At 70.8% G+C, this 15,156-nt stretch carries 12 protein-coding genes and 1 pseudogene; 7 read left to right on the top strand and 6 right to left on the bottom strand.

What is annotated here, in order from left to right:
* Nucleotides 1–59: 59 nt before the first annotated feature.
* The gene (gene aspS, locus ACZ418_RS16580; RefSeq protein WP_468362868.1) at nucleotides 60–1,823 is read right to left on the bottom strand and encodes an aspartate--tRNA ligase; all 1,764 of its coding nucleotides are present in this window, start codon (nucleotides 1,821–1,823) and stop codon (nucleotides 60–62) included.
* A 228-nt stretch (nucleotides 1,824–2,051) separates the two neighbouring features.
* Here aspS and ACZ418_RS16575 point away from each other — a divergent pair, with 228 nt between their 5' ends.
* Nucleotides 2,052–4,478, top strand: coding sequence for an ATP-binding SpoIIE family protein phosphatase (locus ACZ418_RS16575; protein ID WP_468362866.1), 2,427 nt, complete (start codon nucleotides 2,052–2,054; stop codon nucleotides 4,476–4,478).
* Here the strand turns inward: ACZ418_RS16575 and ACZ418_RS16570 are convergent.
* Nucleotides 4,433–5,494: pseudogene (locus ACZ418_RS16570) on the bottom strand (AI-2E family transporter); the annotation flags it as partial. The gene ACZ418_RS16575 and the pseudogene ACZ418_RS16570 overlap by 46 nt on opposite strands.
* 99 nt (nucleotides 5,495–5,593) lie before the next feature.
* On the opposite strand from ACZ418_RS16570, the gene ACZ418_RS16565 reads away from it, so the two are divergent.
* Nucleotides 5,594–6,235, top strand: coding sequence for a MerR family transcriptional regulator (locus ACZ418_RS16565; RefSeq protein ID WP_468362864.1), 642 nt, complete (start codon nucleotides 5,594–5,596; stop codon nucleotides 6,233–6,235).
* Nucleotides 6,236–6,299: 64 nt separating this feature from the next.
* Here ACZ418_RS16565 and ACZ418_RS16560 read toward each other — a convergent pair whose 3' ends face one another.
* Both ACZ418_RS16560 and ACZ418_RS16555 read right to left on the bottom strand, forming a co-directional pair.
* Entirely contained in the window at nucleotides 6,300–7,283 is a 984-nt protein-coding gene (locus ACZ418_RS16560) for a pirin family protein (RefSeq protein WP_468362862.1), read from the bottom strand.
* 441 nt (nucleotides 7,284–7,724) lie between these two features.
* Nucleotides 7,725–8,189, bottom strand: coding sequence for an SseB family protein (locus tag ACZ418_RS16555; RefSeq protein ID WP_031172737.1), 465 nt, complete (start codon nucleotides 8,187–8,189; stop codon nucleotides 7,725–7,727).
* A gap of 343 nt (nucleotides 8,190–8,532) precedes the next feature.
* On the opposite strand from ACZ418_RS16555, the gene ACZ418_RS16550 reads away from it, so the two are divergent.
* The 3 genes from ACZ418_RS16550 (at nucleotide 8,533) to ACZ418_RS16540 (ending at nucleotide 12,103) form a co-directional block, all read left to right on the top strand.
* Nucleotides 8,533–10,359 (top strand): acyl-CoA dehydrogenase, encoded by a 1,827-nt coding sequence (locus tag ACZ418_RS16550; protein WP_468363210.1) that lies wholly within the window; start codon nucleotides 8,533–8,535, stop codon nucleotides 10,357–10,359.
* A gap of 121 nt (nucleotides 10,360–10,480) precedes the next feature.
* Nucleotides 10,481–11,779 (top strand): M18 family aminopeptidase, encoded by a 1,299-nt coding sequence (locus ACZ418_RS16545; protein ID WP_468362859.1) that lies wholly within the window; start codon nucleotides 10,481–10,483, stop codon nucleotides 11,777–11,779.
* Between the two features lie 66 nt (nucleotides 11,780–11,845).
* Nucleotides 11,846–12,103 (top strand): DUF6458 family protein, encoded by a 258-nt coding sequence (locus tag ACZ418_RS16540; protein ID WP_468362857.1) that lies wholly within the window; start codon nucleotides 11,846–11,848, stop codon nucleotides 12,101–12,103.
* Nucleotides 12,104–12,147: 44 nt separating this feature from the next.
* On the opposite strand, the gene ACZ418_RS16535 is transcribed toward ACZ418_RS16540, so the two are convergent.
* Nucleotides 12,148–12,987, bottom strand: a complete 840-nt coding sequence (locus ACZ418_RS16535; protein ID WP_468362855.1) for a calcium-binding protein — start codon at nucleotides 12,985–12,987, stop codon at nucleotides 12,148–12,150.
* A gap of 146 nt (nucleotides 12,988–13,133) precedes the next feature.
* Complete coding sequence (locus ACZ418_RS16530) at nucleotides 13,134–13,532, bottom strand: cupin domain-containing protein (protein ID WP_468362853.1); 399 nt, start codon at nucleotides 13,530–13,532, stop codon at nucleotides 13,134–13,136.
* 52 nt (nucleotides 13,533–13,584) lie between these two features.
* Between ACZ418_RS16530 and ACZ418_RS16525 the strand changes: the two genes are divergently transcribed.
* Together ACZ418_RS16525 and ACZ418_RS16520 are read left to right on the top strand one after the other, a co-directional pair.
* Nucleotides 13,585–14,577 (top strand): helix-turn-helix domain-containing protein, encoded by a 993-nt coding sequence (locus ACZ418_RS16525; RefSeq protein WP_468362851.1) that lies wholly within the window; start codon nucleotides 13,585–13,587, stop codon nucleotides 14,575–14,577.
* A gap of 71 nt (nucleotides 14,578–14,648) precedes the next feature.
* Nucleotides 14,649–15,143: an LURP-one-related/scramblase family protein gene (locus ACZ418_RS16520; protein WP_468362849.1), complete on the top strand. Its 495-nt coding sequence runs from the start codon at nucleotides 14,649–14,651 to the stop codon at nucleotides 15,141–15,143.
* Nucleotides 15,144–15,156: the final 13 nt, after the last annotated feature.

The raw sequence follows: 15,156 nt of genomic DNA, 5'->3' as shown, positions 1-15,156 counted from the left end.
CTGAAGAGGAAAAGGCCCGGAACCCCCACCGAGGGTCCGGGCCTTCACCGTTCGCCGTACTACTTCGGCTGCGGCTTCCTGATGTTCAGGTGCAGCTCGCGCAGGCGGGCCTCCTCCAGCTCGGTCGGCGCGCCCATCATCAGGTCCTGGGCGTTGCCGTTGAGCGGGAAGGCGATCGTCTCGCGGATGTTGGGCTCGTCCGCGAGGAGCATGACGATGCGGTCCACGCCGGGGGCGATACCGCCGTGCGGCGGGGCGCCGAAGCGGAACGCGCGGAGCATGCCGGCGAACTTCTCCTCGACGGTCTCACGGTCGTAGCCCGCGATCTCGAAGGCCTTGAGCATGATCTCCGGCTCGTGGTTCCGGATGGCGCCGGAGGACAGCTCGACACCGTTGCAGACGATGTCGTACTGCCAGCCCAGGATGTCCAGCGGGTCCTGGGTCTGAAGGGCCTCCAGACCGCCCTGCGGCATGGAGAAGGGGTTGTGCGAGAAGTCGATCGCGCCGGTCTCCTCGTCCTTCTCGTACATCGGGAAGTCGACGATCCAGCAGAAGCGGAAGACGCCCTCCTCGAAGTGGCCGGCGCGGCGAGCTGCCTCCACCCGCACCGCGCCCATGATCTTGGAGACCTCGTCGAACTCGCCCGCGCCGAAGAACACCGCGTGACCGGGGGCCAGCGACAGGCGCTTGGTCAGCTCGGCGACGTTCCCCTCGGTGAGGAACTTCGCGATCGGGCCGGACAGCGCGCCGTCCTCGCCGACGCGGACCCAAGCCAGGCCCTTGGCGCCCAGCGAGACGGCGAACTCGCCGAGCTGGTCGAAGAACTTGCGCGGCTGGTCCTGGACCGCCGGGACGGGCAGCGCGCGCACGTGCTTGCCGGCGAACGCCTTGAACTCCGAGCCCTCGAAGACATCGGTGATGTCGACCAGCTCCAGCTTGGCGCGCAGGTCCGGCTTGTCGGAGCCGTACTTCAGCATCGCCTCGCGGAACGGGATCCGCGGGAAGGGGGAGGTGACGTGGCGGCCGTTGCCGAACTCCTCGAACAACTCGGTCATCAGCTTCTCGACCGGCTGGAAGATGTCCTCCTGCTCGACGAAGGACATCTCGATGTCGAGCTGGTAGAACTCGCCCGGCGAGCGGTCGGCGCGGGCGTCCTCGTCGCGGAAGCAGGGCGCGATCTGGAAGTAGCGGTCGAAACCGGAGATCATCAGCAGCTGCTTGAACTGCTGCGGGGCCTGCGGCAGCGCGTAGAACTTGCCGGGGTGCAGGCGCGAGGGGACCACGAAGTCACGCGCGCCCTCGGGGGAGGTGGCGGACAGGATCGGCGTCGCCATCTCGTTGAAGCCCATCGCCGTCATCTTGTGGCGCATCGCCGAGATGACCGCCGTACGCAGCATGATGTTGCGGTGCATGCGCTCGCGGCGCAGGTCCAGGAAGCGGTACTCCAGGCGCCGCTCCTCGTTGACCCCGTCCTCGGTGTTGATCGTGAACGGCAGCGGCGCGGCGGCGCCCAGCAGCTCGACCTCGGCCACCTCGACCTCGATCTCGCCGGTGGGCAGGTCGGGGTTGATGTTCTCGGTTCCACGTGAAACAACGCGGCCGTCGACGCGGACCGTGGACTCCTTGGAGATCTTGTCCAGGGCCTCGTACGCGGGCGTGCCGGGGCGGGCCACCAGCTGCGTGATGCCGTAGTGATCGCGCAGATCGATGAAGAGGATGCCGCCCAGGTCGCGCCGATTGTGCAGCCAGCCACTCAGCCGGACGTCGGTGCCGACGTCAGAGGCGCGGAGCTGGCCGCAGGTGTGGGACCTGTACCGATGCATCGTCGTTCATCGTCCTTCGTGTGTGGGTCTGCGGGGGAGGGGTGCTCTCCCCGGCGAGAACGGGCACGGGGCCCGGACCCATCAAGGGTACCGGGCACGCCAAGATCGGCTCCCCACCTTTTGCCGCGCCTTCCCCGCGCCGCACTGGAGGATCCTCCGAGTCTCCGGGTCCGGGATCCTCTGTTCCTACGGTGGCAGCTATCGGTCAGACATTCCTAAAGTGGGCGAATGCGCACAGGCGAGCCCCTCCCGTCCGTCGGGGACGTCCTCGCCGCCCTCGCGACCGGGCTGTGGCACTGGGACACGGCCGCAGGACTGGTCACCGTGGACGCGGAGGCGGCGCGGCTGCTCGGGCTGCCCGCGGAGCCGACCACCCTCACGGAGGTCCAGACCCGGGCCCGACTGCACCCGGAGGACTGGAACGAGATCACCGGTGTGGTCCCGCTGGCGGTCGACGAGGGCACGCTCGCCGAGGTGCGCATCCGGATCGTGGACGGGCAGGGGGACGTCCTGCGGGTGGTCCGCAGCCGGTCCAAGCCGTCCTTCGATCCCGAGCGGCGGGCGTACGAGCTGATCGGCACCCTCCAGGAGGTCACCGAGCCGACCCCGGGCACCCGGGCCGCCCGCAGCGCGGTCACCGGCGACTGGCGCCGCTCGCGGGAGGCGTTCCTGCTGGACGCGGGCCGGGCGCTGGCGGAGGCACGGTCCACCGCGGAGGTGCTGCGGGTGGCCGGCGGCCTGTCGATGCCGGGGTTCTCCCCGGACGGGCTAGTGGTGTTCGGCGCGGAGGGCGACCGGCTGACGATCACCGGCCAGCACGGGCACCAGCCCGGCGACATGAACCCCTTCTCGCACATGTCGCTGAGCACCGACTATCCGGCGGCCGAGGTCGTTCGCACGGGCCGCGCGGTGTATCTGTCCTCCCCCCAGGAGTACAAGGCCCGATACCCGGCGACCTGGCCGCTCGCCCGCCACTTCGGCCGCCGCTCGTGGGCCTTCCTGCCGCTGACGGTGGCCGGACGCACGATGGGCGCCTGGATGGCGGCCTTCGCCTATCCGGTGGCGTTCACGCCCGACGAGCGGGCCGTGCTGACCACGGTGGCCCGGATGCTCGCCCAGGCGCTGTCCCGGGCGGAGGTCACCGAATCGGAGCGGGAGCTGACGGACGGCCTGCAGCGCTCCATGCTGCCCTCGCTCGGCCCGGAGATCCCCGGCATGCAGGTGGCCGCCCGCTACATACCGACCGGCGGCGGCCTCCAGGTCGGCGGCGACTGGTACGACATGATCCCGCTGCCCTCCGGCCGCTTCGCGCTGGCCATGGGAGACGTCCAGGGCCATGACGTACGGGCCGCGGGCCTCATGGGCCAGCTGCGCATCGCCCTGCGCGCCTACGCCGCCGAGGGCCACCGCCCGGACGCCGTGCTCACCCGCGCCTCCCGGTTCCTGCACGGCATCACCCACGACGACCAGATGACCGACATCCGCTTCGCGACCTGCGTGTACGTGGAGGCCGACCCGGCGACCGGGATGCTGGAGATCGCCCGTGCCGGGCACCCGCACCCGGCGATCCGGATGGCCGACGGCACGGTGATGATGCGGCCGACGGCGGGCGGGCTGCCGCTGGGCGTGGACCCGGACGCGGACTATCCGACGACCCGGTTCACCCTCGAACCCGGCGAGACACTCATGCTCTGCACCGACGGCCTGATCGAGACCGGCGGACACGACCTGGACAGCGGCTGGAGCCGGCTGCGCGCGATCCTGGAGGCGCATCCGGGAGACACCGGGGTAGATCTGGAGTCACTGGCCGACGCGCTGGTGCAGGGCGTGCACGGGCCGTCCTCGCACCACACCACCGGTCCCCTGGCCGACCGCCGCGAGGACGACATCGCGTTGCTGCTGCTGGGCCGGCCGCTGGAGGGCGCCGTGCGGGCCGCGGTACGGCGCACCCTGCTGTCGGTGGCGCAGGACGAGCCGGACCGGATCGCCGAGGCCCGCCGGCATCTGCGCGAGCTGCTGCACGACTGGGCCTCGCCCGAGCAGGTCGACTCGGCGGTGCTGCTGGTCTCCGAGATGGTCACCAACGTCCTCGTGCACACCGACACCGACGCGCTGCTGGTCGCCCAGGTGACCGGCGAGGCGGGGGTGCGTGGGCTGCGGGTGGAGGTCACCGACGCGGGCGACGACCTGCCGCACAAGCGCCACCCCGGCGAGCTGGCGTCCTCGGGCCGCGGCCTGATGCTGATCGAGCTGCTCGCGGACGCCTGGGGGGTGAACCCGCGGGGCGAGGGCAAGAGCATCTGGTTCGAGCTTTACGAGTCGGCGGGCGCGTCGGGGGGTGTGTCGGCCGACGGCTCGGGGGGCGTGTCGGAGGGCGGCGCGTCCGGGGGGCGCGTGGCGGGAGGCGGCGCGTCCGGCGGGCGCGTGGCGGAAGGCGGCGCATCCGAGGGACGCGCGGCGGAAGGCGGCGCATCCGAGGGGCGCGTGACGGAAGGCGGCGTGCTGGTCGGCGATGCCCCCGACGGCGGTGAGTCGGAGGGTGCGCCGGACGGCGGTGAGTCGGAAGGTTCGCTGGAGGGCGGTGAGTCGGAAGGTTCGCCGGAGGGCGATGAGGCGGAGGACACGGAGCCGGAAGGTGATGAGGGCGCTGCGTAACGCGTCCGCAGCTCCTGTACGACCCCGAACGCGGCCGCGGTCAGCGGGACCGCGAGCAGCATCCCGAGGATCCCCGCGACGGACGCCCCGGCGGTGATGGCGAGCATCACCACGGCCGGATGCATCTGCACGGTCCGGCTCTGGATGACCGGCTGCAGCACATGGCCGTCCAGCACCTGCACGGCGAGGACGACTCCGACCACCCACAGCGCGATGACGAAGCCACGGTCGGCGAGCGCGACCAGGACGGCCACCGTGCCGGAGAGGAAGGCGCCGAGGTAGGGGATGTAGGCGCCGACGAAGACGAGCGCGCCGAGTCCGACCGCGCCGGGCACCTGGAGGATCAGCAGGCCGAGGGTGATGCACACAGCGTCGATGAGCGCGATGAGGGTCGTCCCGCGCATGAACCCCTCGACCGCCTCGAAGGCCCGCCGGGCGACGGCCTCCAGGGTGTCGGCGGTGCCGCCGGGCGCGACGGCCCGCAGGGACTCCACGGCCCGATGGGAGTCGCGCAGGAAGAAGAAGACGAGCAGCAGGGCGAGCACGGCCATGGCGATGGACTCGCCGACGACGCTGACCCCGCTGATGACGTTGGACGCGGCCGTGCCCCCGAACTTGCTCAGCAGCTTGCGCGAGTTCGCGGCGAGGTCGTCGAGCCCGGTGCCGGCCGCCCCGAAGTGCTGTGCGACCCCCTTGGCGGCGTCCCGCAGCGAGGCGATGATCTGGTCGCCGGTGTCGATGAGCGCGGCGACGACGATGTACACGGCACCGCCGACGACGGCCACGACGGCGACGCAGGTGAGCCCGGCCGCCACCGACGCCTGCACCCCGGTCCGCACGAGCCGCCGGTACAGCGGGCCGAGCAACGCGGTACCGAGCAGGGCGAGCAGCACCGGTGTGACGGCCGTACGGAACTCCCCGCACAGCCGCACCCCGACCCACCCCACCCCGGCGACGAGCAGCAGCACTGCGCACCAGGCGGCGAGGCGTCGAACGGGGTCGGGCAACAGCTGCACCCGTCCAGCGGATCATGGGCGCCGACCGGTGTCCTGCCGCGCGGGGCCGGGCGGGTGAGATGCGGCTCCGGCGGGCAGGGAGGCTCGTATCCTCGCCCCATGCGTATCGGAGAGCTGGCGCAGCGCACGGGAGTCCCGGTTCCGACGATCAAGTTCTACGCACGGGAGGGCCTGCTGCCGCCCGGTGAGCGCACCAGCCCCAACCAGGTCCGGTACGGCGAGACCCACGTCCGCAGGCTGAAGCTGATCCGGGCGATGCTGGAGGTCGGCGGCATGTCCGTGACCACGGCCGGCCAGGTGCTCGCCCGGATAGACGCCCCGGACCGCACCGTCCACTCGATGCTCGGTGTCGCCCAGTCCGCGGTCAGCCGGACCGCCGGGGAACGGGGCACCCCGCAGGACCGCGAGCGGGCCGAAGCGGACGTGGCCGAGCTGGTGCGCCGGCACGGCTGGACGGCCCGGCCGAAGAACCCCGGCTGGACGGCGCTGGTCCAGCTCATCGTGACGTACCGGGACCTGGGCCGGGACGATCTGCTGGCGCTGCTCGACGAGTACGCCGCGGCGGCCGGCCGGCTCGCCGAGGCCGAACTGGCCACCGTGGCCCGGGTACCGACCGTGGACGGCAAGGTAGAGGCCGTGGTACTGGGCACGGTGCTGGGCGACACCGCAATGGCCGCACTACGCCGCATCGCCCAGGAGAACGCCTCGGCGAGCACACTGACGCCCAGCGGAAGGCCGTAGCGGCACGGGGTGCCGAATCGGCGGTACCGCAGGTACAACTCGCCTGCGGTACCGCTGGGACGTGTCAGGCCCGCGGCCCCTCGCCGGTCATGCCGTGCACCGCCGGGATCGTCCCCAGCCGGCCCTTCTGGAAGTCCTCGAAGGCCTGCATCAGCTCTTCCTTGGTGTTCATGACGAACGGGCCGTAGTGGGCCATGGGCTCACGGATCGGCTGTCCGCCGAGCAGGACGACCTCCAGGTCCGGCGTGTGGGAGTCCTGCTTCTCGTCCGCGCGGACGGTCAGCGAGGACCCGGCGCCGAACACCGCGGTCTGCCCGAGGTGGATCGGCCGGCGGTCCGTACCGACGCTGCCGCGGCCCGCGAGGACGTAGGCCAGGCCGTTGAAGTCCTCCCGCCAGGGCAGGGTGACCTCGGCCCCCGGGGCGACGGTCGCGTGGATCATCGTGATCGGGGTGTGCGTGATGCCGGGACCCTTGTGGCCGTCCAGCTCGCCCGCGATGACCCGCAGCAGCGCCCCGCCGTCCGGAGTCGTCAGCAGCTGGACGTTACCGCCGCGGATGTCCTGGTAGCGCGGGGCCATCATCTTGTCCTTGGCCGGGAGGTTCACCCACAGCTGCAGGCCGTGGAAGAGACCGCCGGACACGACGAGGGACTCCGGCGGCGCCTCGATGTGCAGCAGACCGGAGCCCGCCGTCATCCACTGGGTGTCGCCGTTGGTGATGGTGCCGCCACCACCCTGGGAGTCCTGGTGGTCGAAGACGCCGTCGATGATGTAGGTGACGGTCTCGAAGCCGCGGTGCGGGTGCCAGGGGGTGCCCTTGGGCTCGCCCGGCGCGTACTCCACCTCGCCCATCTGGTCCATCATGATGAACGGGTCGAGGTGGCGGTAGTTGATCCCCGCGAACGCCCGGCGCACCGGGAAGCCCTCACCCTCGAAACCACTCGGAGCGGTCGTGACGGCCAGCACCGGACGCGCCACCGCGTCAGCGGGAGCGGGAGCGGTCACGCGGGGCAGCGTCAACGGGTTCTCGACGGTCACTGCAGGCATGGTCGGTACCTCCTTGTGCGCTCACTTTAGTTGAGCGTTGAACTTTCTGCCACCCCCAACAGAACGAGCCCGGAGGGAATTCCCTCCGGGCTCCAGGCGAGGTCCCGCACGGGTCAGGAGAAGGCGAACGTCACGGCGATCACGGCCGCCCCCAAAGCGCCCACCAGCACCGGAATCCCGAACACCAGCGGCAGGACGACACCGAAGACGAACACACCCAGCGTGTCAGGGGGCCGTTGTCGGTGCTGAGCTCACGGAACGACTCCAGCCGCCCTTCCGCCGTGACCCCCCTCGCGCGCAGCACCCACACCGCGCGTATCAGCCGGAAGCCGCCCCGCGTGGTCGGACAGCCGCAGGCGACCCGACCCCCAGCACCCCCGCCGTCAGCGCGAAGACCCCACCCCCGGCCCACCACAGCCGGCGTCCGCGCAGCACGGTCGGCTAGCCGTACATCCGCCGCATGGCGAAGTCGACCATCTGCTCGACCGCCTTCGCGTCGAAGACCATCCGGTGCTCGCCCTCCATGTCGAGGACGAAGCCGTATCCGGTGGGCAGCAGGTCGATCACCTCGGCGCCGGTGATCACGAAGTACTTGGACTCCTTGCCCGCGTACCGGCGCAGCTCCTTGAGCGAGGTGAACATCGGGATCACCGGCTGCTGGGTGTTGTGCAGGGCGAGGAAGCCGGGGGTGTCGCCACGCGGGCAGTACACCTTCGACGTGGCGAAGATCTGCTGGAAGTCCTCGGCGGACATCTGCCCGGTGGTGAAGGCACGCACCGCGTCCGCGAGGGAGGGCGGGGACGGCTCGGGATACAGCGGCGGCTGCTGCCCGTAGCCGCCGGCCATCGGCTGCTGGGGCGCGGCGTACTGCTGCTGAGCACCGACGTTCTGGTCGTAGCCGTACATGCGCGCAAGCGTACCGAGCGGAAGCGGCGCGGTGGCGTCCGGGAGAATTTACGTAGCGGTCGCTAGCGGCACCGCGCGGGTATGGCGGTCGCTCGCCGAGGCGGGGGAGCCCGGCTGGTGGAGATACCAGGGGGGTCACCTTGCTTTCGCCGAGTACGCGGAGCGCTGGGCGGCCCTGCTCACGGACCGGCCCGAGGGCACCCCGGAGTAGACCCTTCTCACACTTGGACCGGTAGGGGTTGCTTCTTATTACCGACGGGTAGCATCATCGTGGCTACTTGTTGGTACGTGAACTAGGTGCGAGGAGTCAGTGCCTCGCCGATCCCTCTACGGAGCCGTCGCCATGGGGCACTACAAGTCGAATCTCCGCGACATCGAGTTCAACCTCTTCGAAGTACTGGGGCGCGACAAGGTGTACGGCACCGGCCCGTTCGAGGAGATGGACGTCGACACCGCGAAGAGCATCCTGGAGGAGATGACCCGCCTCTCGGAGAACGAGCTGGCCGAGTCCTTCGCCGACGCCGACCGCAACCCGCCCGTCTTCGACCCCGAGACCAACACCGCACCGGTCCCGGCGTCCTTCAAGAAGAGCTACCAGGCCTTCATGGACTCCGAGTACTGGCGGCTCGGCCTGCCCGAGGAGATCGGCGGCACCACCTCGCCGCGCTCCCTGATCTGGGCCTACGCCGAGCTGATCCTGGGCGCCAACCCGGCCGTGTGGATGTACTCCTCGGGCCCGGCGTTCGCCGGCATCCTCTTCGAGGAGGGCAACGAGGTCCAGAAGCACATAGCCAAGATCGCCGTGGAGAAGCAGTGGGGCTCCACGATGGTGCTCACCGAGCCCGACGCGGGCTCCGACGTGGGCGCCGGCCGCACCAGGGCGATCCAGCAGGAGGACGGTTCCTGGCACATCGAGGGCGTGAAGCGCTTCATCACCTCCGGTGAGCACGACATGTCCGAGAACATCCTCCACTACGTGCTCGCGCGTCCCGAGGGCGCCGGCCCCGGCACCAAGGGCCTGTCCCTCTTCCTCGTCCCGAAGTACCTCTTCGACTTCGAGACCGGCGAGCTGGGCGAGCGCAACGGCGTCTACGCCACCAACGTCGAGCACAAGATGGGCCTGAAGGCCTCCAACACCTGCGAGATGACCTTCGGCGACCAGCACCCCGCCAAGGGCTGGCTGATCGGCGACAAGCACGACGGCATCCGCCAGATGTTCCGCATCATCGAGTTCGCCCGCATGATGGTCGGCACGAAGGCGATCTCCACGCTGTCCACCGGCTACCTGAACGCGCTGGAGTACGCCAAGGAGCGCGTCCAGGGCCCCGACCTCGCGCAGTTCATGGACAAGGCCGCGCCCAAGGTCACCATCACCCACCACCCGGACGTGCGCCGCTCGCTGATGACGCAGAAGGCGTACGCGGAGGGCATGCGCGCCCTGGTGCTGTACACCGCCTCGATCCAGGACGCGATCCAGCTCAAGGAGGCGGCCGGCGAGGACGCCTCCGCCGAGCACGCGCTGAACGACCTGCTGCTGCCGATCGTCAAGGGCTACGGCTCCGAGAAGGGCTACGAGCAGCTCGCCCAGTCGCTGCAGACCTTCGGCGGCTCCGGCTTCCTGCAGGAGTACCCGATCGAGCAGTACATCCGGGACTCCAAGATCGACACCCTCTACGAGGGCACCACCGCGATCCAGGGCCAGGACTTCTTCTTCCGGAAGATCGTCCGCAACCAGGGCGCCGCGCTGAACTCCCTCGCCGAGGACATCAAGAAGTTCCTGGCGCTCGGCACCGGCGGCGAGGAGCTGGCCGGCGCCCGCGAGCACCTGGCCAAGGCGGCCGTGGAGCTGGAGGCGATCGTCGGCCTGATGCTGACCGACCTCGCCGCCACCGAGCAGGACACCAAGAACATCTACAAGGTGGGCCTGAACACCACCCGGCTGCTCATGGCCTCCGGTGACGTCGTCGTCGGCTACCTGCTGCTGAAGGGCGCCGCGATCGCCGCCGAGAAGCTGGCCACGGCCTCCGCCAAGGACCAGGCGTTCTACACCGGCAAGATCGCCGCGGCGAAGTTCTTCGCGGCCAACGTGCTGCCGGGCGTCACCCTCGCCCGCAAGGTCGCCTCGGGTGTCGAGCTGGACCTGATGGAACTGGACGAGGCCGCGTTCTAGGACCAGGCCACGTTCTAGGACCAGGCCGCTTCTGGAAGGTCCTTGCGGATTCCTGCGGATTCCCTGTGCGGGCCCGCTCCCTTTCCGGGAGCGGGCCCGTGCACGTCGTTAAGGTGAACCCATGAGCGCACCAGCCCGCTTCGACCGCGGCCACACCGACGACCTGATGTCCTTCCTGGCGGCGAGCCCGACGCCGTACCACGCCGTGGCGAACACCGCCGAGCGGCTGGAGAAGGCGGGCTTCCGGCAGGTCGCCGAGACGGACGCCTGGGACTCCGCGAGCGGCGGCAAGTACGTGCTGCGCGGCGGCGCGATCATCGCCTGGTACGTCCCCGAGGGCGCCGAGCCGCACACGCCGTTCCACATCGTCGGCGCGCACACCGACTCCCCGAACCTCCGTGTCAAGCCGCGTCCGGACAGCGGGGCGCACGGCTGGCGTCAGGTCGCCGTCGAGATCTACGGCGGCCCGCTGATGAACTCCTGGCTGGACCGCGACCTGGGCCTGGCCGGCCGGCTGAGCCTGCGGGACGGCTCCACGGTCCTGGTCAACGTGGACCGGCCGCTGCTGCGCGTGCCCCAGCTGGCCATCCATCTGGACCGCTCGGTCAGCACCGAGGGGCTCAAGCTCGACAAGCAGCGTCATCTGCAGCCGGTCTGGGGCCTCGGCGACGAGGTGCGCGACGGCGATCTGATCGCCTTTCTGGAGCAGGAGGCGGGACTTACGGCCGGCTCGGTCACCGGCTGGGACCTGATGACGCACCCGGTGGAGGCCCCGGCCTACCTCGGCCGGGACCGGGAGCTGGTCGCCGGCCCGCGCATGGACAATCTGCTGTCGGTGCACGCGGCCACGGCCGCACTCGTCTCGGCCGCGGCCTCCGGCGCCCCGCTCAGCCGCATCCCGGTGCTGGCCGCCTTCGACCACGAGGAGAACGGCTCCCAGTCGGACACCGGCGCGGACGGCCCGCTGCTCGGCAGCGTGCTGGAGCGCTCGGTCTTCGCCCGCGGCGGCTCGTACGAGGACCGGGCCCGGGCCTTCGCCGGCACGGTGTGCCTGTCCTCCGACACCGGCCACGCCGTGCACCCCAACTACGCCGAGCGGCACGACCCCACGCACCACCCCCGGGTCAACGGCGGCCCGATCCTCAAGGTCAACGTCAACAACCGCTACGCCACGGACGGTTCGGGCCGGGCCATCTTCGCGGCGGCCTGCGAGAAGGCGGACGTGCCCTTCCAGTCGTTCGTCTCCAACAACTCCATGCCGTGCGGCACGACGATCGGCCCCATCACCGCCGCCCGCCACGGCATCCGCACGGTCGACATCGGCGTCGCGATCCTCTCCATGCACAGCGTGCGTGAACTGTGCGGCGCCGACGACCCGTTCCTGCTGGCGAACGCCCTGACGGCGTTTCTGGAGGGCTAGCCGGGACCTCGCCGGGTACCCGGCCGGGACCGGAGATTCCGGCACCGGAAGGGGAGGCGAGGTCTCATGGGGCTCGGCGGATGCATCATCCTCATAGCCGTGGGAGCAATCCTCACATTCGCGACCGACTGGCACATGCGCGGCGTCAACCTCGACGTCGTAGGCGTGATCCTGATGGCCGTGGGCCTGATCGGCATCGCGACGTTCAGCGGCATCGCACGGCGCCGGCGGGTCGTGGTCCCGCCGACGCCGGTGGTGGAGGAGGACCCGCACCATCACCACCACTACCGCGACGACGGCTACACCGACGGGTACGGCGTCTGACGCGGGCGCCTGATCCGACGGGTGCTCCCGGGTCCGTCGCGCCCTCAGTCCTGGTGGATCACATCCGTGCCGGGGCCGCCGGAGAGCATGTCCCGGCCGGGGCCGCCGTACAGCCTGTCGTTGCCGCTGTTGCCGTAGAGCTTGTCGTTGCCGCTGTTGCCGTACAGGACGTCGTCGCCCGTGCCGCCGTACAGGAGGTCGTCGCCGGTTCCGCCGGTGATCGCGTCCTTGCCGTCGTCGCCGGACAGGTACTGGGCGCCGGAGCCGCCGTGCAGCACGTCGTCGCCCTTGCCGCCCTGGACGATGTTGTCACCGCCGCTCGCGCCGATCGTGTCGTTGCCGTCACCGCCCCAGGCCAGGCCCTCGGCGCCGACGGTGATGGTGTCGTTGCCGGCGTCGCCCGAGACGTGGGCGCCGTCGAGGCGGCCGGAGTCGGCCGCCTTGTCGTTGCCCGCGCCCAGCGAGATCTGGGCGTAGGAGTAGACCTGGTCGGTGGCGTTGTCGTAGGCGAGCGTGTCGTCGCGGTCGCCGAGGTTCATGATCAGGGCGGCGTACGGGTCCTGGCTGTCCACGAGAGTGACGGTGCAGGAGACCTTCGTGCGGTCCGCGCGGTCGGGGTGGGCGCAGTCGTGGCCCGCCTTGATCGGGACGACGTCGTCGATCACATAGGTGATGCCGGCGCGGTCCGCGGTGCGGGAGGCGGTGACGCTGGCCTGATTGGTCTGGCCGGGGGCGGCCTGGTAGGTGAGCTGCCAGTCGTACTGGTTGACCGCGGCGGTGGCCGCCGGCGTGGCCGCGCCGGCCGTACCGGCGAACGTGAGCGGTATGGCCAGGGCGGCGCCGAGGGCCAGGGCGAGGGCACGTGCCGAGGGCATGCGGGTCATGACGGGTCCTCCGGGAGGAGCGTGGGGAGTGGTGTCCTTACGCGACGTCCGACTCGCCGCCACCGTCATTGGTTGGCCAACTCCCTTGCCAGCACCGGATGTTCACCCGCCCGACACCCCACGGCACATGGCACTCCAGCGGCCGGTCAGGTCAGCGCGTGGCCCGTGGTCACGTCCACGTGGCCGGGAACCTCCTCGTGCCGGTCGCCGACCGAGAGCGTGCCGGTGGGCTCGAAGAGGAGGACCTGGGCGCGGCGGGGCGCGGACGGCTTGTGATAGGTGCCGCGTGGGACGGTGAACACCGAGCCCCTGGTCAGGACGAGCGTGCGCTCCCCGGCCGGCTCGCGCAGACCGAGGTGCACCTCGCCGTCGAGGACCAGGAAGAACTCGTCCGTGTCCTCGTGCACATGCCACACGTGTTCGCCCTCGAACTTGGCGATACGGACGTCGTAGTCGTTGACGGCGGCGACGATGCGCGGGCTCCAGCACTCGGTGAAGGAGGCGAAGGCCTTGTCCAGGGCGATGGGTTCGGAGATGGGTTCCATGGGGTCATCGTGCGGGGTTCCGGTACCTCCCCACGAGTGCTAGGAATCGCATATGCCGCAAGGATCCTCTCAGGCACCGCACCGGGTCGTGCCGCCGCACCGGGTCGTCGTGATCGTGGACGCGGGCACCAACCCCTTCGAGGTGGGTGTCGCGACCGAACTGTTCGGACTGCCCCGGCCCGAACTGGGCGACCGAGGACCGCTGTACACGGTCACGCTGTGCACGCCCACCCCGCGGATCCGGATGAACCACGGCTTCTTCACCCTCACCGGCGTACCCGGCCTGGAGGCGGTGGACGAGGCCGACACCCTCGTCGTCCCCGGACGCCCCGACAACGTCGTACCGCGCGGCGCCGACGTCCTGGAGGCCATCCGGCGCAGCCACGCGCGCGGGGCGCGCATCGTCAGCTTCTGCACGGGCAGCTTCGCCCTCGCCGAGTCCGGACTGCTCGACGGGCGCCGGGCCACCACCCACTGGATGTGGGCGGACACCTTCCGGGACCTGCATCCCAAGGTGCTGCTGGAGCCGGACGTCCTCTTCGTGGACGAGGGCGACATCCTCACCGCCGCCGGCAGCGCGGCCGCACTCGACCTCGGGCTGCACCTCTGGCGCCGCGACCACGGCGCCGAACTCGCCAATGCCGTCTCCCGGCGCCTGGTCTTCGCCGCCCACCGCGACGGCGGCCAGCGGCAGTTCGTGGAGCGCCCGCTGCCCGAGGTGCCCGACGAGTCGCTCGGCCCGCTGCTGGCCTGGGCGCAGGGGCGGCTGGGCGAGCCGCTGACCGTGGCGGACCTCGCCGCCCGTGCGGCCGTCAGCCCCGCCACCCTGCACCGCCGCTTCCGCGCGCAGCTGGGTACGACCCCGCTGGCCTGGCTCACCGGGGAGCGGGTGGCGCTGGCCTGCCGGCTGATCGAGCGGGGCGAGGAGCGCCTGGACGTCGTCGCGGCCCGCAGCGGCCTGGGTACGGCGGCCAACCTGCGGGCCCGGCTGCGCCGCGAGACGGGGCTCAGCCCATCGGCGTACCGCAGGCGGTTCGGGTCCTGACGAGCGCGGTCGGCGGGCGCTTCGGCCGAGCGGACCGTGACGATCAACGCGCGGCGGGGAACGGTACCCGCATGAGACTCCTCGTACACGACCGGCTGCTCGGCATCGGCGACGACTACTGGATCGAGGACGAGCACGGCCGGAAGGTCTTCCTCGTCGACGGCAAGGCCATGCGGCTGCGGGACACCTTCCAGCTGAAGGACGCGCACGGGCGCGTGCTGATCGACATCCACCAGAAGATGCTGGCGCTGCGCGACACCATGGTGATCGAGCGGGACGGCGAGGGCCTGGCCACCATCAAGCGCAAACGGCTGTCCCTGCTGCGCAACCACTACCGGGTGGCCCTGGTCGACGGCACCGAGCTGGACGTCAGCGGCAAGATCCTCGACCACGAGTTCGCCATCGAGTACGACGGCGAACTCCTGGCCGTGATCTCCCGCCGTTGGCTGACCCTCCGCGACACCTACGGCGTCGACATCGTGCGCGAGGACGTGGACCCGGCCCTGCTGATCGCGGTGGCGGTGTGCGTGATCCATCTCGCGCAGAAGGAGCGGGAAGAGGACTGAGGCCGGCCGGGAG

The sequence above is a fragment of the Streptomyces sp. NPDC030820 genome (assembly GCF_055572075.1).
This window is presented reverse-complemented; position numbering and strand designations above follow the sequence as displayed.